Below are 23,444 nucleotides of genomic sequence, written 5' to 3' on the forward strand. Positions count from 1 at the left end.
AAAGCTTGGGGAATTATTCGTATTTGCTCATGATGCTATTCCATTCCATAGTTTTTAATACACTAATAAGTACAGGATTAATCTCGTCTACTAATGCTGAATTCTTCGGAAAGCTATAACCGTAATAATCTTTTTTAAGGGTTTTAGGTAAGATTTCAATTTCATCTTCAAGGCCACTTCTTTTAATTTCATAACGTAAAATAGGCTCATCATAAACAAAAAGTTTGGTTTTCTCATCTTGCAATAGAGCGATTCCTTCCTTTTCATCAATCACCTCATTATGTTCTATATTATAAAGGCTAAGTAATTCTTTTGCACTACTGCTCTCTACACTAGTAACATCAAATTTAGAAAGATCCTGTATCGAGCTTATTTCATCATTCATAGTTTGTACCGTGAGCGATGAAGCGATTCCTGCCGTTAAACTGGAAATGATGATTATTGCCATAAACATCCAAATAAGTGCTATTACGCGTCCGCCGGTGGTTCTGGGTGATTTATCCCCGTACCCAACGGTAGTCATAGTTACAGCACTCCACCAAAACCCCTGAAGTATACCACGGGTACCTGTTCCAAACTCTTCGGCATTCTTTTTTCGTTCAAAAATCCACACCAGAAAACCAAATAGAAAAATTACCGCCAGTAAAATTAAAATTGCCGAAATAAAATTCCAGCTAAATAAGTTTCCTAAATAACTAAAGATTTGGGACTCGCTTCTTTTTGCCACCCCGGTATGCGAAATAAAGTAAGGCTGAGAGAAATCCATTCGCTTCATCCTATTATCAGTAACTGTTACCGGGTTAATACTGAAGTCCACTTCATTGTTTTCTATTCCATTTAATAGCTCAGCCAAAGAGCCATATTTCTTAAACTCATAATCAAACTCCATTTTTTCATTGATCAATTCCCAGGAATCTATACTCAAGCCCACATATTCGCCATTTTCTTCCATTACAAATGGTGGAGTTGGGGTAACTCCAATCACTAGTTTTTTGGATAGATGCAGGCTATCTGGAGATTGCTGCGCATTAAAACTTAAACTTGAAATTAAAAGGCTAAATAGAAAAAAGTATTTTTTTGTCATTAAGAATTATCTTTTTGTGTGTTATTATTTGAAATTGAATCTCGTGGAACTTCATAATAAATATTTAATTTTTTACGACCAAAATTTCTGGCTTTTTTGACATCTTCATCCATATAAATATCTATTTTATTCTTCCAACGATAATGCATTTTATCTTTCACCAAAAAAATGCTGTCAAAACCTTCTATTTTAACTGGAGTGTTATGATCCAGCCCTTTTTTAATTAAATCCCTTGAAACTGCAATGGCTTTTAGGCCGGGTTTTAAGGTATCTCCCCAGGCAGTTATATTAGCACCGCCAGCACCTGTTTGCCAACTAACAGAATTATAGGCTGAAGCTGTTACTTCTAAGGTATCCCAAACTGTAGCAGATTCTTTGGGGTTTTCATTATTGAGCTTACAAGCTGAAAAGCTGAAGTAAAAAATTACCAGACATACAATTACTCCAACTTTCATAACTTATATTTTTTAATCCCTCCAGAGGGTTTAAAACCCCGAGGCTTGCCTCGAATTTTTAAAAGTTTTTTTTCAATTCATACCTCGTGGGCTTGCTCCGAGGTTCTTGATTTTATCATTTTAGCTCAGCTTCCAACCATCCCGGTATTCTCTGCGCACAAATTGATTAGCTTCATCAAAATTGGTAACCCGCATATTTTCTGAATCCCATAGCATTTTTATATCCCGTCCCGGATATTCAAAATAACTATCTCCATTGGCGCGTTTTTTCTCATTCCTTACATCATAACCTCTAATGGCCAGGTTAGCGATCAAAAGCGTTTCAGTTAATGGCCCTGCAATTTCAAACGGAGAACTCATTTTCTTTTTTCCATAACCTGCAATTGCTCCTTCTACCCATTGCGCATAATGCCCTTCTTCTCCTCCGGGAACGCGCTCGTATGTTTGGGCTATATTAACTTCATCGGTTTTTGAAGTTGGTAATAAACGTGGATTTCTACCATAAGTACCACACATCATTTTTCCTTTATCGCCAATGAATAAAACACCGTTGCCACCATCGCCAAAAGTTTCATTTGGACCAAGTTCTTCAGGTCGCTTTGGTTTAATTCCACCGTCCATCCAATGAATAGTTAGGTCTTCACTCGTTTTTTCAGTTTTAGGAAAAGTCATTATCGCGTGACTTGACGGCGGACAACTTTCTGGGAAATAACCTCTTTTAAATTCATCTACGTATACACTTCCCACACTGCACTGAACATCTTTTGGATGGCCAAGACCTAACACTCGATAAGGTACTTCAATTAAATGACATCCCATATCGCCTAATGCTCCGGTACCATAATCCCACCAGCCACGCCAGTTAAACGGTACTAAACCTTCTCTGTACTTTTTATAAGGGGCGGTATTTAGCCATAAATCCCAATCTAAATCTTTGGCTACCAGAGTGCTTTTCTCCTTTGGCCAGGGAATTCCCTGTGGCCAAACCGGGCGATCTGTCCAAACATAAACAGTATGCACTTTTCCTATAAGATCTGCATCAATCCATTCCTGTACTTTTCTCACTCCGTCGCCAGAAGCACCCTGGTTCCCCATTTGGGTAACCACTTTATACCTTTTGGCGGCCTCCGTTAATTGTCTGGCTTCATAGATATCATGAGTTAGAGGTTTTTGTACGTAAACAGGTTTCCCTAATTCCATTGCAGCCATAGCCTGCACGGCATGGCCATGATCTGGTGTTGAAATAGAAACTGCATCAATATTTCCAGCTTCTTTATCTAGCATTTCCCGAAAATCAGTATAAAAATTTGCTTTAGGGAACCGCCCTATAGATTTTGCTGCTCTTTTCTTATCTACATCACATAAAAAACCAATATCGGCCCTTCCCGATTGGTAAAAACTATAAATATCACTTTCTCCTTTTCCACCTACTCCAATTCCTGCAACCACTAGTTTATCACTGGGTGCTATAAAGCCGGGGCCTCCCATTACGTGCCTGGGAATAATACTAATTCCAGCTGTAGCCAGTGCGGTAGTTTTTAGAAAACTTCTTCTGGAATTGGTCTTCGGAGATAATTTTTTCTTCATTTTTTCGGAGTTTTAATTTTAATAGGTTACACTTAAACAAATTTTTTATTAAAGTTAAGTTAATAAATGTATTTACTTATTATGGAATTTCCAATTTTAATATTAAAGCTTTGTCTTTCAAAGCCTAGCATTGTAAAAAATATGCTAATCAAAATGTTAATGTTTTTTTAAGATTTTAGGATTATAAGGGCTACAATTTGGAGACGGATTTAATAACTGTACATTTGCAATCTTTAAAGGGCAATATGTTAATAATGCCCATTATAATTTTTGAAAAACAACATTATGAGTCAAGTAAAAGCAAATGACACGGTAAAGGTACATTACACAGGTAAACTAGCTGACGGGCAGGTTTTTGACAGCTCCGTAGAAAGAGGTGAGCCTATAGAATTTACTATGGGACAGGGACAGCTAATTCCTGGTTTCGAGAAAGGCCTTATCGATATGGAAGTGAACGAGAAGAAAACCATAAATATTCCTAAAGAAGAAGCTTACGGAGAGCCAAGAGAAGAGCTTGTACAAGAAGTACAAAAGAGCCAGCTTCCGGAAGAAATTAAGCCAGAAGTAGGAATGGGACTTGTTTCTAAAAGCCCTGATGGTCAGGAAATGAATCTTGTGGTTAAAGATGTAAAAGAAGAAACTATTGTGGTAGATGGAAATCACCCACTGGCAGGTAAAGACCTGGTATTTGATCTTGAAGTTGTAGAGATCAAGTAATTTTTTATAACTTATATACAAAAGCCCGAAACCTTATGGTTTCGGGCTTTTTTTGTTTTATAATTGGAAAAATTTAAAATAAGTAAACTACTTTGGAGCAAGCTCTCGAAGCATTATTACCCAAAAATATAATTTGATTTTGAGGCAAGCCTCGCAGCATTTAATCTCGATTATCGAGTAAAGCTAGAAAATGTTTCTTTCAAAACAATTTTTTGAATTTCTGAATAATCCATAAATAATAAAAGCTCGATTATCGAGTAAGGTTTGGGTTAAGGTTTTGATAATAATTTTAGTTTGCCTTCAATGATTCCTATCTTAGAGATAAATCAATAAATTAGTATTATGAAAAGAAATGGAACCGCAGTTTGGAAAGGAAATCTTAAAGAAGGAAAAGGAACAATTAGCACCCAAAGTGGTGTTCTAGATAAAACGCAATACTCTTTTAAAACTAGGTTTGAAGATGGCAAAGGCACTAACCCCGAAGAACTTATAGGCGCTGCACATTCGGGATGTTTTACGATGCAGCTTTCGGCTAATCTTACTGAAGAAGGTTTTGAACCTGATGAGTTAGAAACTAAATCTGAAATCACTTTTGAAGATGGTGCGGTAAAAAAGTCGCATTTAATTTTAAAAGCAAAAGTAAAAGGAATTGATAAAGAGCAATTTGAAAAAATAGCCAAAGATGCTAAAGAAAATTGCCCAATTTCTAAATTACTGGATACCGAAATAACATTAGAATCTGAATTGATTCAATAAGTTTTTGAAAAAATCGTAAAAGAAGGTAGAAAGGAGGTTGGCTAAACGTATACACTTCATCATTCTGAATTTATTTGAGAATCTAAGCTAATGATAATCAAATCATGGTAGAAGCTGAGACAAATTCAGCTTGACGGAATAAACTTTTAGACAACCTCCTACTTATTAATACCTAACGCATATTGCTCTTTCAACGCCCTAAATACTTGCTTCTTAACGGCTGAGTTCATTCGGTTATTATTCACAAATTTTTGATTGACTTCCAATTCGATTCCCATATAATTTTCAGGAAACCTCTTTCGTAAATAAGTAGTAAATCCATCTGCTTTTCCCAAATATGGATAATTAAACCTGATTTTTAAATCAGGATCTTGATCTTTTAATTTTTGTTTAAAATTTATACAGAATTCTTTTTCTCCACTCCTTGAAGGATCATAAAGTAGCCCAATATCTGTATCTCTAATCTCTTCGTTTAAATTTGGAGTAAAAGTGTGCACCGAAAAATGAAGCACCTTCACCCCTTTTCTTATCAAGCTTAAAATTTGCTTTTCTATCGAATTGCGATATGGAAAATAGTATTCGTCTAAAAGCTTAGTTTTCGAAGCTTCAGACAGGTTTTTAGTAAATTCAGAGTACAAATTAGGATGTCTTTTAGATCTATTTACTTCTACCAGTAAACGCCCGGTTTTTTGAAAAAATGACATATCGGCTAAACTGTCCAATTCTTTGAACAGATCTAAAGCACCAGTGTCATAACCACGATGCGACTTCAGAATGGCTCCTGCTTTAATAAATAAATCCTGATATTCCTGCGGAATAGTATTAAAAGCATGCTCACAGGTTAGAATAAGTTTCACGGATTAAAGAATTTATTTTCTTGCAGGCAATCTGCTAATTCAATATAAGTTTTCTTAATATTTTTTTCAGAAAAATCTTCTGTTAGAGCTTTTAAAATTCGGGATGAAAGACTTCCATTGTTCAGCAAAAACTGAATGCTTTCTCGGTGTTTTTCTGAAATATTTCTTTTAACTTTTGAAAATAAAATGCGCCAAATCTCTTTCACTGCTATCGTTTGTGAAAGTCCGAAAATCTTTAGGTAGTCTTTATTACTGATTTTAGTATTTTCAGCATCTTTAATTACCGCATCAAAAATTTCAAAAAGCTCATTCTCATGCCATTTTTTTTGATCATCTAAAGAGATCAGGTCTTCACTAACCAGCAGCTTTAAACATTCAATGATAAAAATAGCAATCGCCAGATCGGCTTTTGGACATTCCTGAACGTCAATTACCCGAATTTCTATAGCATTCCTATCAAAACGGGCAATTGCGCCCCGGGAATTTAAAAAATGATGATCCAGAATATTGTCAGTATCATAAGGCTTTATGGCCTTGTTTATGGGTTCAAAAATAGTTTCGTAATATTCATCTTTAGAAAAAATCTGCTCCGGAATTACCTTTCCAGTCATTTGCGGAATTTCCTTTTGGTTAGTCTTATAAACCTGCATCCGGGCATCTTTAAAACCTGTGCTTTTTCCTTCAAAAATAGGAGAACTGGCACTTAAAGCCGGGATTATAGGCAAAAGTAAACGCACCGCGGCGTGTAACTTTCCGAATTCGCTATCATCAAAAAACGGAAGGTTAATATGCATACTTTGCACATTGCTCCAGCCGTGGCCTCTGCAATCAAAAATTCGGTTATAAAGGGCGTAAATCTTGCTAGAACTATGTTTCCATAATTTAGTTTCAGCTTCGGGTTGCATCAAAGGATGTGCAGCAGATGGCAAAAGCCTGGTCTTTTTTTCCTTTAGTAACAAATTAGCTTCTTTAATATTTTCAGCAAAAAGGAGATCTAAATGTTCCAAATCATCAGTTGGGCCATTGGTTTTAAACTCTACCACATGTGCCACCAGCTCATTACTCCATTCAATTTCACCGTTTTCAATATCTGAAGTAATTTCTCCTTTTTTACTAATAAAAAGCTGATCTACGATAGGATTCACTTTAAAATTGGAAGCATCAATAAGCATGTACTCCAGTTCAATTCCAAAAACTTCAAAAAGATGATATCCCATAAATTATTTCTTAACCAGTCGGTTTTTTAAAGCCGATAAAATTTCTATATAAACTTGCTCACCATAATAAGCGTCTTCCACCCCAAAATCGATATTTGGATTATCATTAATTTCAATAACAAGCGGTTTCCCTCCTACTTCTTTGATGTCTATGCCATATAGTCCTTTCCCCATTAATTTAGCCGATTTTAAAGCGGCTTCCAATATTTGCTTTGGAACTTTTTCTATAGGTAAACCATCGGCATTCCCATCCTGATCGCCTTTATCTTTCGCGTCCCAGTTGTAGATCTGCCAGTGGCCTTTGGCCATATAATATCTACAGGCATAGAAAGGTTTGTTATCTAAGACTCCTATTCTCCAATCGTATTCAGAAGGAGAATATTCCTGGGCAATAATCAATTCTGACTTTTTGAGCATTGTAGTAACCAACTCCTGGTATTCTGCCTTTGTACTTGCTTTCTTAACTCCGAAAGAAAAAGTAGAATCTGGAGATTTTAAAACCACCGGAAGTCCCGTAATCTCTAACACCTTATCTATATTTTCTTTATGAACTATAAGTGTTTTTGGTGTGGGAATATTAGCATTTTCCAATGCTTCAGCCATATAAACCTTGTTACAACACTTAAGAATTGCATCAGGATAATCTATTATGGCAATGCCTTCTTGTTGCGCTTTTCTCGCAAATGCATAAGCTTCATTATTTACCTCGGTACTTTGACGAATAAACAAGGCATCAAAAGTTGATAAACGAGAAAGATCTTTTGGAGAAATAATTTCTACATAGAAATTCATCTTTTCCCCTATCTCTATAAATTTCTTAAGAGCTTTTGCATTGCTTGGTGGTGCCGGATCATCTGGTTGCACCAAAATTGCCAGATCAAATTCAGATGTATTAGCTCGCGGTGTATCATATCGTTTTTTAGCAAAATACTGGGCAGCAAATTGATGCATGCTTTCCACATGCTCTTGCGGAATTTCAGCTTCAGAAATTGCTTTTATATTTTTAATATTCCATTTTGTGGTATAATTAAATTTTACCCGCAAAAAAGGTATCTGAAAATGCCTGTGAAACATCGCACTCAAGTCTTTGTATTTTTGTGCCACATTTTGACCAAAATAAACACTAAGTGTAAACTCCTGTGATTTGATGTTTTTTAAGCTATTTTGAATTAAATCTTCAAACTCTTCAGAAACAATTTTAACCAATTTAGGCTCTCTAAGATCTACAATGTTTTTTACTGTAGGAATTGCCAAATGCCCCCTGGCTTCAGCTAAAAGCGACACATAATACCCCTTAGATTGATAAGAATAATCTTTACATAAATTAAAGATTCTCGCATTTTTAATCTTAGCGAAATTGAGATTGGTAAGGTAAGACTGCGCTGAAATAATCTCTATGTTATCCAGTGCCAACTTCCAATCTTCAGGCTTATTAACAATAATATACTTGTTCATTAATTATAGATAGTTCTATCAAATGTACTCGAAAAACGAATACCTTATAAATTATTTTTTAGGCCATATAAACTTCTATTTAAGTATGATTTTCACCAAAAGTTGCTATTCAATTTATTACTTTAATTTTTATTAGTAATTTCAGCGCTTCACTAAATTGAAACACATATATGAAATTAAATCTTTTTAGCCTTGCCCTAATAATATTTACGACCAGCCTGGCAGTTGCCCAACAGCATAATGATGAAGCTTTATTGAAAAAAGCTAAAGAAATTCATGATAAGGTAATTACCATAGATACTCATGCCGATATAAATATCAATAACTTCACAGAAGATAGGAATTATACTATGGATCTTGGGAACCAGGTAACCCTTCCCAAAATGGAAGCTGGTGGGCTGGATGTAGCCTGGTTTATTGTTTATACCGGGCAGGAGGAATTAACCAAAGAAGGTTTTAAAAAAGCCCATGAAAATGCGATGAGTAAATTTGATGCTATCCATAAGTTGGTGGACGATTTTGCCCCGGAACAAATAGGATTAGCAACCAATGCTCAAGAAGTACGCAATCTAATTGCTAAGGGTAAAAAAGTAGCCATGATTGGGGTTGAAAATGGCTATCCTATAGGAGTGAACGTTAAAAATGTAGAAAAATTTTATAATCTAGGTGCCAGGTATATGTCTCTTTCTCACCAGGGACATAGTCAATTGAGTGATTCTAATACCGGTGAAGTGAATGACGAATGGCTGCATAACGGACTTAGTACTTTAGGAAAAGAAGTAATTGTAGAGATGAACCGATTAGGAATGATGATAGATGTTTCACACCCCTCAAAGGAGGCCATCAAAGAAATGTTTAAATTATCTAAAGCACCGCTTATTGCCTCCCACTCTTCTGCCCGTAAATTATGTAACCATAGTCGTAATTTAGACGATGAGCTTTTATTGCTATTTAAAGAACACGGTGGTGTTGTACAAACCGTTGCCTTTAAAGATTATATTAATACTGAAAAAAATAAAGCATTTAGAGAGACTAGTTCTAAAGTTTATGAAGAAACGGCCAGAGATATGGGATTTGAGGTTCTAGGGCAAGATATTCTTAAAGATTTAAGCACTACCGATAGAGATGCTTATTATGCCAGGGAACAAAAGGTAAAAGATGCTGCCGCCATAGCATTAACTAAAGAGAAAATTAAACCTGTAGGAGTTTCAGATTTTGTAGATCATATAGATTATATGGTAAATTTAATAGGAATTGAGCACGTAGGTATCAGTTCAGATTTCGATGGCGGTGGCGGCATTGATGGCTGGCAAGATGCCTCAGAAACTTTAAATATTACCCTGGAGTTAGTAAAGCGCGGTTATACCGAAGAGGAAATCGCTAAGCTTTGGGGAGAAAATTTACTTAGGGTTATGAATGAAGTTGATGCTGTAGCTGCCGAACTTCAGAAAGCATAAATTCTAATTCTTGGATATTAAAAAAAGCCTGTTTGGTAAATTTACCAGACAGGCTTTTAAATTTTTAATCTTAAACTGAGATTACGCGTGCTGCAAATCGTGTTTTCCTTCTTTAATTTCTTCAATCATCTTAGCATTAAATGCCGGAAGATCGTCAGGATTTCTTGAAGTCACAAAAGCTTCATCTACAACTACTTCTTTATCTACCCAAAGTGCACCTGCATTTTCCAGGTCTTTTTTAATAGAGTTAAAAGAAGTCATTGTTCTGCCTTCTACAACTTCTGCATTAATTAACGTCCAGGCTGCGTGGCATATAGCCCCTACAGGCTTGCTTTGCTTAAAGAAGTCTCGTACAAATACCAGAACATCTTCGTTTCTTCTCAATTGGTCTGGGTTAATTACTCCACCCGGCAGCACCAAAGCATTATACTCTTTAGCACTCACTTCTTTTACGGTGCGATCAACATCTATTTCTCCAGACCAGTTAGTACCTTCCCAGCCTTTAATTTTTCCTTTTTCAAGACTTATAATATCTACTTTAAATCCTTCATTTTCTAAAGCCTCTTTCGGAGAAAATAATTCACTTTTTTCAAATCCGTCAGTGGCTAATATTGCTATCCTCTTTTCCATAATTCTATCTTCATTTTTTGGTTCATTCAAAGATAAAATACATTAAGAAAATAGTGTGCTAAGGACATTATAAAAGAAATACGGCCTAAAGTTAAACTTTATTAATTCTCTTAAAAGTTTATAAAATCTGGCTATTTCTTTTCTTTAGACTTCTTGTTCTTCCCTCGGTTTTTCTCCCAGTCCATATTATTCCTAAGCGTATCTATAATTTCCTTTTCTTCGTCCAGATGGGTACGTTTTTCCTGTAATTTTTCCAGCTCCTGGTAAATTGCAGGTTCTCCATATTTATTAGGTACTACCCTTTCATTTTTTAGTAAAGCATATTGTACAGTAAATTCAGCTCCAAAAAATAAAATTAGGCAGGTATAATATACCCACAGTAAAATTAGAACTACCGAAGAAGCACCTCCGTAAACCGAAGCTGGTTCACTTTGGCCAAAATAAAAACTTATAAGGGCTTCTCCCAGCAAGAATAAGATAGTAGTAACTGCGGCTCCCAAATAAGTGATTTTCCAACGTAATTTAATATCTGGAAGTAACTTAAAAATAGCGGCGAATAAAGTAGTGATCACAAGAAATGAAATACTAAAGTTCGCAACCTCTACCATAAATTCGGTAATACTGGGCGCATATTGTTCAATCTCGTCCTTTAAAACCCGAATTAATGCAGAAATAACCAGAGATAATAGAAGCAAAAGGCCTATAACCATTACCATTCCAAATGAAATCAACCTATCTAATAGTAATCTTAGGAAATCGGTTTTTTTAGCTGCAACGTTCCAAATATTATTCATGGCCATTTTAAGCTGAAAAAATACCCCGGTAGCACCAAAAAGCAACATTCCTATTCCAAATATAATTGCCCAGGTAGAATCACTTGCCAGAGCGGCATTGGCTATCATATTTTCTATGGCCTCTGCAGGTTCCTGCCCTATAAAACCACTAATTTCTGAAGTTAATCTTCCCTGAACCGCTTCTTTTTCAAAGAAATACCCGGCTATAGTCACTACAATTATTAGCAAAGATGGTAATGAAAATAAGGCGTAATAAGCTATAGTGGCACTGCGCGCATAAGGTTCATTGCGCATCCAGCTTATATAGGCCTGTTTAAAAAGCGACCATGAGGTTTTAAAAAACTTCATACAATATTATAATTCTCTTTAAAGAGTTCAATGTGATGTTTAGTGTGCCCGGCAGCAATAAAGCCTAAGGCACGACAGCTTGTACTGCTACCACTAACAAATCCTTTACACAAAAGCATTTCTTCTGAAAAACTTCTATAAAGACAAATTCCAGAGTCCCTTACTGCTTTAAACTCATTTTTAAAGGATTTTATATCTCTATTTCTGGTCGAACTTGCCGGAACATAAGCATCGTGATCAAAACCGGGTAATTTAATTCCGGGATCTCTTGCCAGCGTAAGCGATCTATATTGAAAGATTCGTTCTACGTCTATTAAGTGCTGAATTACTTCGGCTACCGTCCATTTACCTTCTGCATAACTATAAGTTAGGTCTTCAGGTTTTATCTTATTAAGAAAGCTAAGAAACTCTTCCTTATTTTCCAAAAGTAAAATCCCCAGCTCTAAATTGCCGGGGATTTTCTTTAAATATCTGTTATAGTACGCATTGTACTCATCAGAATTTAAACTGTTTGCTATCATATTAAGCTGAATTTCTACTGGCGTTTATATTTCCATAAAGGGAACGCGTTACCATCTTTTCGTAAACCTCTAGAATTTCTTCTGCAGTTTTACCTTGTTCCTGCAATTCCTGAACTTTTCTAAGTGCATGCTGCTGAATGGTTAATAAAGGTAACACAATTCGCTCTCTTGCCTCAATAGAAGCCTTTCCAGCGGGTTGATTTTCCATAAGTTGATTATACCCGGTTACTTTTAACAACATGGCGTGTGTACGTGTATATTCGGCATAAATAATCTTCCAAAAATCTCCAAATTCCTTATCCTTCTCCATATAAGCAGTAAGTGCAAAGAAAGATTTAGTAAGGCTCATCATAGAGTTTTCCAATAAAGTTTTAAAGAAAACCGAATTGTTATAAAGCGCTTTAACTTTTTCAAATTCGCCTGCCTCTTCAAACTTCTCTAAAGCTGTTCCTACTCCAAAAAATCCTGGGACATTTTGCTTTAACTGGCTCCAGCTTCCCACAAATGGAATTGCCCTAAGATCGTCTAAATTAAGTTTAGCCGATTTATTTCTCTTAGATGGACGACTACCAATATTGGTTTTGGAGTAATATTTAAGCGTACTCATTTGCTCCAAATATGGAATAAACTTTTCGTGCTGTTTAAAGTCAGTATATGTTTTATAACTTATTCCAGCCAGATCTGTCATTGTTTTCCGGTCCTCATCGGTTAACTGGTTTTTATCTTCCCTAAAAATCTCATTAGAAACACCAGAACTTAACAATTGCTCCAGGTTATATCTACAAGACTCCCTGGTTCCAAAATTAGAACTGATGGTTTGCCCTTGTACCGTTAATTGAATTTCTTCATTTTCAATACCAGAACCTAAAGAAGCATAGAATTGGTGAGTTTTACCTCCACCACGTGCCGGTGGTCCACCTCTACCATCAAAAAATACTACTTTAATATCATATTTTCTGGAAACCTCTGTAAGCTTCTCTTTAGCTTGATAAATACTCCAGTTAGCCATTAAATATCCACCATCTTTAGTGCCATCACTAAATCCTAACATAATGGTTTGCTTATTTCCCCTTCTTTCTAAATGCTCTCTATAAACAGGGTTTTGGTATAAAGTCTCCATCACATCTGGTGAAGCCTTTAAATCGGGAACCGTTTCAAAAAGCGGGATAATATCTACCGTTGGTTTGTCCCATCCACAAAGTTTTAAGAAAGCAAATGGTTCTAAAATACTTTGAGGTACTTCACTATGGCTAATTATATACCTATTCGCACCATTCTCGCCATTTTTCTTTTGAATCTCCTGCATAGCATAAATAGACGATAGCGTAGCTTTAGCAATACCATCTTCAAAGATTTCAGGATCTATATTACCTTTAGCTTTTGTTAGGGTCTCTATTTGTTCTTCATTAGAAAGAGAAGCATAATTTTCAGGCAATAATTCAGGTTGTTTTTTAAGGATTTCCTTAAGTACTTCAGCGTGTTTTCCGGAATCCTGACGAATATCTAGCGTAGCGAAATGATATCCAAAAATATTTACTTTATTGATTAAATCGTTAATTTCTTCAACAAATAGTCCTTGATGCTTTGTTTCTACTATATCCTTGATTTTATATAACTTAGACTTAAAGTCTTCAAGTGACATCTTAATTTTTCCGGTTTTGGAAATTGCACTTTGATAAAGCGGAGTTTCCATTTCAGAAATAATCGTATCTACTTCATTAAAGGTCACTCTTCTTTTAAGCGCTCTCAGATCTCGGTAATAATTCAATAAAATAGTACTTCTTAATCTCTGTGCTACTTTTAAAGTGATCTCTGTGGTCACAAAAGGATTCCCGTCCCGGTCTCCACCCGGCCAGAATCCTAAATTAATCACCTGGTTTCCAATATCTTCACCCTCAAATATATTTTGTTGGATATAGTTATAGATCTTGCTCACACTCTGGTAAAATACATTCTCAAAATACCATATTAGACTTACGGCTTCATCGTAAGGAGTTGGTTTTTCTTTTTTGAAAAAAGGAGTCTTCCCTAGCTGCGCCAATAATTTTTTGATAAGGCTAAGATCATTTTTTTGAATGGCTTTATCTAGATCAGTAATAATTCCTAAAACGGCTCCTGGATAGAACTGCGTAGGGTGAGCAGTTAAGGTTGGTCTTACATTAAAACGTTTAAGATATTCCCGTAATTCTGGTGTTTTATCTTTAGCTTCAGCTTCCTCCTTTACATTTCTAAGAGTCCCGCGACCGTCCATATTGTTTACTATAGGAAAAGAGGCATCTTCAATAGCATCAAAAAGCACTACCTGTCTTTCTATATATTGAATAAACCTAAACAATAGACTAATTTGGTCTTTCTCTGAAGGATCATCCTGATACTTACTAAAAAAACTTTCAATAATTTCTGAAGGATTTTTATTCTCCTTAAAGCCCGCTTCACATAAATCCTGAAAAAGAGGCAGCAGGGATCCTGTTTTACTAATATCGTCAAAGGGCAACGTTAAAAATATACTGTTATAAACCTGATATTTTGAAAGTACGCTCTCATTAAAACGTTCTAGTTTTGGTTCTCTGTGCATAATAAATTTTAGTTGATTAAGATTAAAATTGATGTTATAAAAAAACCCTTTAAACAAGTAAGCCTAAAGGGTTTTATAATAAGTTTAGGGTTACTTACATGTCTTGAAAGATAGAGTGCATCAAACGCTTTTTATCGTTTAAGCTCTCTTCTAAAGAAATCATGGTTTCTGTACGGTAAACACCTTCAATATCGTCTAATTGAAAGATTACTTCCTTAGCGTGTTGGGTGTTACGTGCTCTAATTTTACAGAATACATTGAATTTACCTGTAGTAACATGGGCAACAGTAACAAAAGGAATTTCGTTAATACGCTCCAACACAAATTTAGTTTGTGAAGTATTCTTTAGGAATACGCCCACGTATGCAATAAACGCATATCCTAATTTTTTATAATCCAGGGTTAAAGAAGAACCTTTAATAATTCCTGCTTCTTCCATTTTTTTAACCCTTACATGTACGGTTCCTGCCGATATTAATAGCTTCTTCGCTATATCGGTAAAAGGGGTCCTAGTATTCTCAATTAACATATCGAGAATCTGGTGATCTGTTTCGTCTAATTTAAACTTGGCCATTTTTTAAACTTCTTTGTTTATATGAAATTCAAAATTAATACAAAATCCTTGAATTATTACTAAGGTTTTTGAGAATTATCCACATTTAAGGGGTAATTCTACCCCATTTAAGACTATTTTATTAACTATAACGTTTTCGATAAGTTTGTATTTGTTGTTAATCGCAATTTTTTTCTTTTCACAATGAATTTCTTTGTGTGCATATTCTTCTATTTTATAAGCAATTTTTTCAATTTCTGGAATAAAAACCAATTCCCCTTCTTTCAGCAACTCTTTATATTGAATAGCAACATCCACTATTCCATTTTCTGAATTAGCTTCCCTCAAAATAATATCATAGAACAATTTTTTATTTTCAGGGATTTCCTGGTACTTATTATGGTCTATTTCCTCAAAGTTTCCTTCACTTATAGCTTTTAAAACCGATATTAGAGCTAAAAACACGTATTTCCTGGTTTCTTCACGCTCATAATCTTGCGGAAAATGACCTGCTTCAAAAAGAATCGTCGGTGTTTGTGTACTTTGAAAGGTATCTCCTGTACAATTTATATTAAAACCGTCATCATACCTTCCTATTCTATCTGGCAACAACCCAGAAAGGTCCTGTACTATTTTAGCGATAAGCTGCATGCTTTTAATTCGAGACGGGAAGATTTGCCTGTCTTTATCCATAGAAGGCGTTAAAAACGATAATACAGCCGGGTTTGGCGTATTACCCGCACTAAATATAGTGCGTTGATCATGAAGGTTAAGACAAAAATCTGGTTTAATATTTTCAAAAATCTGTTTAAGGACTCTACTTTCAGGCTGACTCAAATTCTGGGCGTCCCTGTTCAGGTCTATTTTATTCGCGTTAATCCTGGTATAAGCTTCAGCACCATCGGGATTCAACATTGGGATAATACAAATGCTGCAATTACTTAAAATAGATTGTACTAAAGGTTCTTTACTATACTTACTAATATAATTAATTAGGTCGAAGACAGCTTTTGTGGTAGTAGACTCGTTTCCGTGCATTTGAGACCAGGCCATAATTTTAATTGGCCCATTACCAAATTGAATACTATGAATCGGTTTACCCAAAACCGATGCTCCAATTTCTTTTAGGGAAAATTCTTCCCCAAAATTATCCAGTAAATTCTCGATATCAATCAGTCGTACATACCTCCCAAAAAGCTCCTTGATTTTAATTGAATTATAATCTTTAAAAAGCGCTGTAATAAATCCTGTTTCTTCCATGTTTACAAAAGTAAACAATACAAATTTCACAATTGTAAACAGGTGAATTTACTTTTGTAAGTTACAAGTGTGAACGCTAAAACCTAAGTACAACCTATAGCCTTGGAATAAACCCTATCGAAACTAAAATGATAATCAATTTACTATATTTTAGTGCTTTACAAATTTCTATATAAAGTTATTATTCAATTATAAACATTTAATTACAATTGTAATTTGGTAACTATAATAGGTTTGATTACATTTGTAAATAGCAATGGTGTGCTATATAATTTACAATGGTAAACACAGAAGATTTTTCTAAAAGGCTGCATAGAATACTCGAATTCTATGAACTATCTGCTGCCGGTTTTGCAGATAAAATTGAAGTAGGCCGCTCCTCTATTTCGCATATTCTATCTGGCAGAAATAAGCCAAGTTTAGATTTTGTAATGAAGATCGTGAAGTCTTTTCCGGAGGTAGAATTATATTGGCTATTAAATGGAAAAGGGAGTTTCCCCCCTTCAACAAAACCTATTGCTCCGGCTGAACCAAAACAGGAAACGAATACCGCTTCCCCTCCAAAAGAACAAAAGATTCCTGAGAAAAATGAAACGCCATTTGCTTTTCCGCAGCAGGGAAAAAGTAAACCTATTAGAAAAATTGTTATTTTTTACGAAGACGGCAGCTTTGAAGCCTTTGAAAATTGATAATTCGGGGAAAATAGGTTTATTTTGCAGTCCAAAAGGAATTGCAATAATGAAGAAGCTTTTACTACTATCCAGTCTTTTATTTATTTTTACAGGCTGTTTTGAGCCTGAAAGAAATTGTGCCGAATATAAAACAGGTACGTTTGAATATAAGACCTATTTAAACGGCGAATTAGCCACTTCTACTTTTATTAGGAACGATTCTATAGAAATTGATAAATTCCAGGGGAAATCTGATACCTCATCGGTTAGATGGATTAACGACTGTGAGTATATTATTAAAAATCTAAATCCTAAGAGCATGGCTGAAGAAAAACCTATTCACATGAAAATCCTAACCACAAACAAAAATGGTTACACTTTTGAATATGGAATTGTAGGCCAGGATAAAAAGCAGCGTGGCTCAGTAGAGCGGGTAAAATAAATTAATCTTCCTTTGGCAGACTCTTTTTAAGCAACTGGTTTTGCTCTTCCATTAGGTGGTTCATCTTGGACAAAAGTTCAATATCTTTTGGGGTCACTTCCCGCTTGTCATCAGGGTTTTCGGCTTTATTCCTAAAACGATTCATGATTTTGATAACCAGGAAAATAGTAAAACCAATAATAAGAAAATCGAGTAAAGCTTCAATTAAGGCGCCATAACCAATCGCTACTTCCTCAATTGCTGTAATTCCTTCGCCCTCCGCCACAGCATCGCGTAACACCCATTTTTTATCGGCAAAGTCAATGCCGTTAGTCATTAGGCTTAAAGGTGGCATCACCACCTCTTTAACCAAAGTATTAACAACCGAATTAAAAGCGGTACCTATTATAATACCTACCGCCATATCTACCATATTTCCTTTTATGGCAAACTCTTTAAATTCTTTTATAATTCCCATCTACTCATCAAATAATGATCCCTGACTTTCTGGAGAATTATCCTTATCTCCCTTTTTGCCAACAATATTTAGCTTGGTTTTTTCTTCTGAAACCGCTTCATCATCAATCACCTCAATATCTTCAGCCGGTGTTTCTTCCTCTTCTTCGTACGGTAAAGGATCTAGCGGGTTTATTTGTTTTACCTTGTCGGTAGTTAACTGATTTCCAAGAGCCTTAATGCCTTTTACTGAAATAAACTCTTCAATGTTAATTTCTTCGTTAGGACGTTGATCTTTACCACGCTGTTTAGCAAATACAATTTCTGCTTGTGGGTAATAATCGGTAGAAACCAACTCTAAATACGAATTCTCATGTTCGCTTATAAACTTCTCTTCTCTATCTGGGTTCTCAATTAAAAAACGTTTCACATAAAAGCGCTCTTTTTCCGATTCCCAATAAATTGCTGAAATTGGTTTTTTAGGCCTCCATTTTTCCAGTACCACCATTTCTTCATCAAATCGGGTGGTTAGTTCTGGAATTATGGTTTTTACATTTCCGTCCTGTGTAACGATCAAAATTCGATCTTCACCTCTAAATTCTCCAAGAAGTTCTCCACGTTCATCTACGTTCAATCTTTTTACCGTTTCATCAAACCAGATTTTCCTGGGCTTCAAAGTAGAAACCCCTTCTTCTTTAAGTTCTACTCGTTTTACCGCATATTTGGTAACAATATTTCCTTTTACATTTCTGCCTTTAATGAGCATATCGGCAAAATCTATATCAAATTTCAGTTTTTTAATACTGCCTACCTGTCTTAAGAAAATAGTCACTATTTCAGCTTCACCATTAGGGTTTGCTGTAAAATAATGCACTTTTGAATCTTTCTTCCCTTGAGATAAATCATATTCTCTATCGCGAGTCACCGAAGTTACCGCAAATCGTTTAATGTAAGATGCGCCACCTTTTCCGTCACGGTAGATCATATTATAAATGGTACGCTTATCTTTTTTCTTGAAAATTGCGACGTGAATAATATCCTTGCCAATAAAAGTTTTAGTATCCACCTTGGTGACCATCATTTTCCCATCTGCTGTGAAACAAATAATATCGTCAATATCACTACAATCGGTTACATATTCATCTTTCTTAAGTGCAGTTCCAATAAAGCCTTCTTTGCGATTTACGTAAAGCTTAGAATTTCTAATCACTACTTTAGTGGCTTCAATATCATCAAAAATACGAAGCTCAGTTTTCCGATCTTTTTCCTGCCCGTAATCTTTTTTAAGTTTTGTAAAATAGGCAACAGCATAATCTACCAGGTGATCTAAATGATGTTTCACCTTTGCGATCTCATCTTCAAGCGCATCAATTTTCTGTTGTGCTTTATCTAAATCGAATTTAGAAATTCTTTTTATCCTAATTTCGGTCAGCCTGGTAATGTCTTCACGGGTTACGGCACGTTTCAGGTGTTTTATCTGTGGTTTTAAACCTTCATCTATAGCGTTGATCACGCCATCCCAGGTTTCTTCTTCTTCTATTTCACGATAGATTCGTTTTTCTATAAAAATTCGCTCTAAAGATGAAAAATGCCATTGCTCTTCCAGTTCATCAAGCGTAATCTCTAATTCCCTTTTTAGCAAATGAAGTGTATGATCTGTAGAGCTTCTTAATATTTCTGAAACTCCAAGGAAAATAGGCTTATTATCTATAATTACACAGCCTAGCGGCGCGATAGAATTTTCGCAATAGGTGAATGCGTAAAGTGCATCTATAGTTCTATCTGGAGAAATATTATTGGGTAAATGAATAAGGATCTCGACCTCAGCAGCTGTATTATCCTCAATTTTCTTGACCTTAATCTTACCTTTATCGTTCGCTTTTAGAATAGAATCTATAAGACTTGTTGTTGTGGTTCCGTAAGGGATTTCAGTAATTGCCAGGGTATTTTTATCGTACTGACTAATTTTAGCCCTTACCCTAACACGGCCTCCACGCTTTCCATCGTTATAATTAGATATATCAGCAATTCCACCAGTTGGAAAATCGGGGAATATCGTGAATTTTTTCCCTTTCAAATGCTTTATAGAAGCATCTATAAGTTCGTTAAAATTATGCGGCAGCACACGGGTACTCAAACCTACCGCAATTCCCTCGGCGCCCTGCGCAAGCAACATCGGAAATTTTACAGGCAGATTAACCGGTTCTTTCTTTCTACCATCGTAAGAGAGTTGCCACTCGGTTAACTTTGGATTGAAAAGAACTTCCAGTGCAAACTTAGATAAGCGAGCTTCAATATATCTTGGTGCTGCAGAGCGGTCTCCAGTTAAAATATTTCCCCAGTTTCCCTGGGTATCTATTAAAATATCTTTTTGGCCAATTTGCACCATAGCATCACCAATACTGGCGTCACCATGCGGGTGATATTGCATGGTATGCCCAACAATATTAGCCACTTTATTGTAGCGGCCATCGTCCAGATCTTTCATAGAATGCATGATACGGCGCTGTACCGGCTTAAAACCATCTTCCATGGCAGGCACTGCACGTTCCAGAATAACATAAGATGCATAATCAAGAAACCAGTCTTTATACATCCCGGTTACTTTTATAAGTTCTTCTTTTGGTTGTTCTAAATGTTCATCTTTAGCTTCTTCCTGGTTCTCTTCCATTAAGCTGTAGTTTTTTGATTTTCTACTATTTTCTGCATCGAAGTGATCATGCCACGCTTCTTCTTTCTGCTGAGAAAAGTAGTATTAAAAGTATATTTCTTGTAACCGCGTCTTCTACGCGAACTTATGTAAATTGTTACTGCGGAATAAAAAAAGTAATCGCTAAACCTAAATTTCCCTAATTTTCTTTTTGGAAATTCAGCTTTCTTTACTCGATATTCCATAAATTTTGAAAAGAAAACTCCATTATTCTTTAGGTTAAGTGTTTCACCGTCACTGTCAAAGTCAAAACTCTGACCTATTTTATGAACATAGAAACCAAGTATAAGCACCACAATATTTGGCACGTAATGACTAAACCTTACCGGTTCTTCGCTGTTCATGAGCTCTATATTTACAAAAATATTGGTGACAAAGATCGCCACCAAAACAATGTAAATTGAAGGAACTATTTTTACTTCATTTCTATTGGTGAATCTCATAAGCCTAACTCTTCAATAAGATCAAGTTCAACTTTAAGATTGTCAATAATAAATTCCTGCCTGTCTGGCGTATTTTTTCCCATATAGAAACTAAGCATTTCGTCTATAGACTTTTCTTTGTCCAACATTACGGGATCTAATCGAATATCTTCTCCAATAAAATGCTGGAATTCATCTGGAGATATCTCACCTAAACCTTTAAATCGGGTGATTTCAGCTTTTCCGGTTAATTTTTCTACCGCATTTCTTCTTTCGGTTTCACTGTAACAGTAAATAGTTTCTTTTTTATTACGAACCCTAAATAAGGGTGTTTGCAGAATATATAAATGGTTTTCCTTGATTAATTCCGGGAAAAACTGAAGGAAAAATGTAATAAGTAACAACCTGATGTGCATTCCATCTACATCGGCATCAGTTGCAATTACAATATTATTGTACCTAAGGTCTTCTAAAGATTCTTCAATATTGAGGGCGGCTTGCAGTAAGTTGAATTCTTCATTTTCGTAAACAATTTTTTTACTTAAACCATAGCTGTTTAATGGTTTTCCTTTTAAGCTGAAAACCGCCTGGGTATTTACATCACGGGATTTAGTAATAGAGCCACTCGCCGAATCTCCCTCAGTAATAAACAAGGTAGTTTCCAGGTAACGCTCTTTTTTGCTGTCTCCCAGATGAATTCGGCAATCGCGTAATTTTTTATTGTGTAAACTGGCTTTTTTAGCCCTATCTTTTGCAAGTTTTCTAATTCCAGAAAGGTCTTTACGTTCTTTTTCAGCCTGTAGTATTTTACGTTGCAGTTTATCTGCAGTTTCCTGGTTTTTATGCAGGTAATTATCCAGTTGTGTTTTTAGAAAATCGTTAATGTAAGTCCGTACGGTGGGCATCTTACCACCCATATCTGTAGAACCCAGTTTTGTTTTTGTTTGACTTTCAAAAACCGGTTCCATTACTTTAATACTAATTGCCGAAACTATAGATTTTCTAATATCGCTGGCATCGTAATTTTTTCCGTAGAACTCGCGTACGGTTTTTACAACTGCTTCCCTAAAAGCCGCAAGGTGTGTTCCTCCCTGGGAAGTATTCTGGCCGTTTACAAAGGAATGGTATTCTTCACTGTATTGTGCTTTACTATGCGTTAATGCAACTTCAATATCCTCGCCGCGCATATGGATAATTTCATATAAACGCTCATCTTCGTGAATACTATCTTTTAAAAGATCTTTAAGCCCATTTTCTGAATAAAATTTCTCGCCATTAAACATTATAGTTAACCCGGGATTCAGATACACATAATTTTTAAGCATTTTTTCTATATACTCATTTCTGAACTTGAAATTTTTGAAAATAACCTCATCTGGAACAAAAGTCACTTTTGTTCCGCGACGACGGGAAGTTTCATCCAGGTGTTCTTCTTCCTGTAATTCTCCCTGAGCAAACTCGGCAGCATGAGATTTACCATCTCTGGAAGACTCTACTCTAAAATAAGATGAAAGCGCATTTACGGCTTTAGTACCAACTCCATTAAGTCCCACCGATTTTTTAAAAGCACGAGAATCATATTTCCCCCCCGTATTCATTTTGGAAACTACATCTACCACTTTCCCAAGTGGAATACCACGGCCGTAATCCCGAACTATAACACGTTGATTTTGCACGGAGATCTCAATGGTTTTCCCAGAGCCCATTACAAATTCATCAATACTGTTATCAAGCACTTCTTTTAGAAGAATATAAATTCCGTCATCGGCACTGGAGCCGTCTCCCAGCTTACCAATGTACATTCCGGGACGCATTCTAATATGTTCTTTCCAGTCTAAAGACCGTATATTATCTTCAGTATACTTTGTTTCCTGGCTCATAAGTAGTTCATGGAGTTGTGCTGCTAATATAAGGTATAGCCCAAAAAGTTAAAACAAACCGGGACTATTTTAATTAACAAAGATTTAAAATTAATGTTAACTATAATTTTGTTGGAAAATAGTTATTTAGAAGGGAGTTTTACCAGGTTCACCCAGAATTCTTCAATTTGGTTCACGGCTTTCATAAAACCATCTACTTCTATAGGTTTTGTAATATAACAATTTGCATAATTTTGGTAAGAACTATCAATATCTTCTTTTGAGGAGGAAGTAGTAAGCATAATTACCGGAATCTGACGAAAATCTTTATGCTGTTTTACAAATTTGAGAACTTCGTGCCCATTCATTTTTGGAAGATTTACATCTAATAAAATTAGATCTGGAGTAATTGCTTTTACATACTTTCCTTCTTTTTCCAGAAAATCTATAGCCTCTTTTCCATCCCTAACCACACTTAGTTTATTCAAAATTTTACCCTCTTCAAGTGCTTCCGAGGTCAAAAGTATATCGCCTTCATTATCTTCAACTAAAAGTATATGGATAGATTTCATGATTTTAAAAATATTTTAGCTATAATATAAGTGTTTTAATAGTTATATAACTGAATTCTTAATTAAT

The 23,444-nt window shown here is 35.5% G+C and carries 22 protein-coding genes; 5 read left to right on the top strand and 17 right to left on the bottom strand.

Features of this window, described 5'->3' with window-relative positions; translation table 11 throughout:
- Positions 1-13 precede the first annotated feature (13 nt).
- From B5X51_RS01555 to B5X51_RS01565, 3 genes are all read right to left on the bottom strand, one after another.
- A complete protein-coding gene (locus B5X51_RS01555; protein ID WP_079719106.1) occupies positions 14-1,084 on the bottom strand; it encodes a transporter substrate-binding domain-containing protein in 1,071 nt (356 codons plus the stop codon).
- Positions 1,084-1,539 carry a 3D domain-containing protein gene (locus B5X51_RS01560; protein WP_079719107.1) on the bottom strand — a complete coding sequence of 152 codons (456 nt, stop codon included), beginning with the start codon at positions 1,537-1,539 and terminating at the stop codon, positions 1,084-1,086. Before B5X51_RS01560 ends, B5X51_RS01555 begins: the two co-directional genes overlap by 1 nt.
- 120 nt (positions 1,540-1,659) lie before the next feature.
- On the bottom strand, positions 1,660-3,126 hold the full coding sequence (locus tag B5X51_RS01565) for a Gfo/Idh/MocA family protein (protein ID WP_079719108.1): 1,467 nt from the start codon (positions 3,124-3,126) through the stop codon (positions 1,660-1,662).
- Positions 3,127-3,411: 285 nt separating this feature from the next.
- Between B5X51_RS01565 and B5X51_RS01570 the strand changes: the two genes are divergently transcribed.
- Complete coding sequence (locus B5X51_RS01570; RefSeq protein WP_079719109.1) at positions 3,412-3,843, top strand: FKBP-type peptidyl-prolyl cis-trans isomerase; 432 nt, start codon at positions 3,412-3,414, stop codon at positions 3,841-3,843.
- Positions 3,844-4,185: 342 nt separating this feature from the next.
- The gene (locus tag B5X51_RS01575; protein WP_079719110.1) at positions 4,186-4,599 is read left to right on the top strand and encodes an OsmC family protein; all 414 of its coding nucleotides are present in this window, start codon (positions 4,186-4,188) and stop codon (positions 4,597-4,599) included.
- Positions 4,600-4,757: 158 nt separating this feature from the next.
- On the opposite strand, the gene B5X51_RS01580 is transcribed toward B5X51_RS01575, so the two are convergent.
- Genes B5X51_RS01580 through B5X51_RS01590 form a run of 3 tightly spaced genes read right to left on the bottom strand, consistent with a single transcriptional unit; the run spans position 4,758 to position 8,128 of the window.
- On the bottom strand, positions 4,758-5,456 hold the full coding sequence (locus tag B5X51_RS01580) for an N-formylglutamate amidohydrolase (RefSeq protein WP_079719111.1): 699 nt from the start codon (positions 5,454-5,456) through the stop codon (positions 4,758-4,760).
- Positions 5,453-6,673 carry a carboxylate-amine ligase gene (locus B5X51_RS01585; RefSeq protein ID WP_079719112.1) on the bottom strand — a complete coding sequence of 407 codons (1,221 nt, stop codon included), beginning with the start codon at positions 6,671-6,673 and terminating at the stop codon, positions 5,453-5,455. The genes B5X51_RS01580 and B5X51_RS01585 overlap by 4 nt, the downstream gene beginning before the upstream one ends.
- Positions 6,674-6,676: 3 nt before the next feature.
- Positions 6,677-8,128: a RimK family protein gene (locus B5X51_RS01590; protein ID WP_079719113.1), complete on the bottom strand. Its 1,452-nt coding sequence runs from the start codon at positions 8,126-8,128 to the stop codon at positions 6,677-6,679.
- A 170-nt stretch (positions 8,129-8,298) separates the two neighbouring features.
- Between B5X51_RS01590 and B5X51_RS01595 the strand changes: the two genes are divergently transcribed.
- Positions 8,299-9,585, top strand: a complete 1,287-nt coding sequence (locus B5X51_RS01595) for a dipeptidase (protein ID WP_079719114.1) — start codon at positions 8,299-8,301, stop codon at positions 9,583-9,585.
- Positions 9,586-9,666: 81 nt separating this feature from the next.
- Here B5X51_RS01595 and B5X51_RS01600 read toward each other — a convergent pair whose 3' ends face one another.
- The 6 genes from B5X51_RS01600 to B5X51_RS01625 all read right to left on the bottom strand — a co-directional run bounded on the left by B5X51_RS01600 (position 9,667) and on the right by B5X51_RS01625 (position 16,296).
- Positions 9,667-10,215: a type 1 glutamine amidotransferase domain-containing protein gene (locus B5X51_RS01600; RefSeq protein ID WP_079719659.1), complete on the bottom strand. Its 549-nt coding sequence runs from the start codon at positions 10,213-10,215 to the stop codon at positions 9,667-9,669.
- A gap of 131 nt (positions 10,216-10,346) precedes the next feature.
- Positions 10,347-11,357, bottom strand: a complete 1,011-nt coding sequence (locus tag B5X51_RS01605; protein ID WP_079719115.1) for a YihY/virulence factor BrkB family protein — start codon at positions 11,355-11,357, stop codon at positions 10,347-10,349.
- A complete protein-coding gene (locus tag B5X51_RS01610) occupies positions 11,354-11,878 on the bottom strand; it encodes a DinB family protein (protein WP_079719116.1) in 525 nt (174 codons plus the stop codon). The genes B5X51_RS01605 and B5X51_RS01610 overlap by 4 nt, the downstream gene beginning before the upstream one ends.
- 1 nt (position 11,879) lies before the next feature.
- Positions 11,880-14,453: a phosphoenolpyruvate carboxylase gene (locus B5X51_RS01615; RefSeq protein WP_079719117.1), complete on the bottom strand. Its 2,574-nt coding sequence runs from the start codon at positions 14,451-14,453 to the stop codon at positions 11,880-11,882.
- 94 nt (positions 14,454-14,547) lie between these two features.
- Complete coding sequence (locus tag B5X51_RS01620; protein ID WP_037314044.1) at positions 14,548-15,027, bottom strand: Lrp/AsnC family transcriptional regulator; 480 nt, start codon at positions 15,025-15,027, stop codon at positions 14,548-14,550.
- Positions 15,028-15,102: 75 nt separating this feature from the next.
- Entirely contained in the window at positions 15,103-16,296 is a 1,194-nt protein-coding gene (locus B5X51_RS01625; protein ID WP_245828687.1) for a M14 family metallopeptidase, read from the bottom strand.
- Positions 16,297-16,544: 248 nt separating this feature from the next.
- Here B5X51_RS01625 and B5X51_RS01630 point away from each other — a divergent pair, with 248 nt between their 5' ends.
- Together B5X51_RS01630 and B5X51_RS01635 are read left to right on the top strand one after the other, a co-directional pair.
- Complete coding sequence (locus B5X51_RS01630; protein ID WP_079719119.1) at positions 16,545-16,955, top strand: helix-turn-helix domain-containing protein; 411 nt, start codon at positions 16,545-16,547, stop codon at positions 16,953-16,955.
- 49 nt (positions 16,956-17,004) lie between these two features.
- A complete protein-coding gene (locus tag B5X51_RS01635) occupies positions 17,005-17,379 on the top strand; it encodes a DNA topoisomerase IV (protein ID WP_079719660.1) in 375 nt (124 codons plus the stop codon).
- A 1-nt stretch (position 17,380) separates the two neighbouring features.
- Here the strand turns inward: B5X51_RS01635 and mscL are convergent, their stop codons facing one another.
- The 5 genes from mscL to B5X51_RS01660 form a co-directional block, all read right to left on the bottom strand.
- Positions 17,381-17,836 (bottom strand): large-conductance mechanosensitive channel protein MscL, encoded by a 456-nt coding sequence (gene mscL / locus B5X51_RS01640; RefSeq protein ID WP_079719120.1) that lies wholly within the window; start codon positions 17,834-17,836, stop codon positions 17,381-17,383.
- Positions 17,837-20,485 carry a DNA gyrase/topoisomerase IV subunit A gene (locus B5X51_RS01645; protein ID WP_079719121.1) on the bottom strand — a complete coding sequence of 883 codons (2,649 nt, stop codon included), beginning with the start codon at positions 20,483-20,485 and terminating at the stop codon, positions 17,837-17,839.
- Positions 20,485-20,967 carry a hypothetical protein gene (locus tag B5X51_RS01650; protein WP_079719122.1) on the bottom strand — a complete coding sequence of 161 codons (483 nt, stop codon included), beginning with the start codon at positions 20,965-20,967 and terminating at the stop codon, positions 20,485-20,487. Before B5X51_RS01650 ends, B5X51_RS01645 begins: the two co-directional genes overlap by 1 nt.
- Positions 20,964-22,826 carry a DNA topoisomerase IV subunit B gene (locus B5X51_RS01655; RefSeq protein WP_079719123.1) on the bottom strand — a complete coding sequence of 621 codons (1,863 nt, stop codon included), beginning with the start codon at positions 22,824-22,826 and terminating at the stop codon, positions 20,964-20,966. The genes B5X51_RS01650 and B5X51_RS01655 overlap by 4 nt, the downstream gene beginning before the upstream one ends.
- Before the next feature lie 122 nt (positions 22,827-22,948).
- Positions 22,949-23,377 (bottom strand): response regulator, encoded by a 429-nt coding sequence (locus B5X51_RS01660; protein WP_079719124.1) that lies wholly within the window; start codon positions 23,375-23,377, stop codon positions 22,949-22,951.
- Positions 23,378-23,444: the final 67 nt, after the last annotated feature.

Origin of the sequence: Salegentibacter holothuriorum, assembly GCF_900168045.1 — a bacterium.
In the GTDB taxonomy this organism is placed as follows: domain Bacteria; phylum Bacteroidota; class Bacteroidia; order Flavobacteriales; family Flavobacteriaceae; genus Salegentibacter; species Salegentibacter holothuriorum.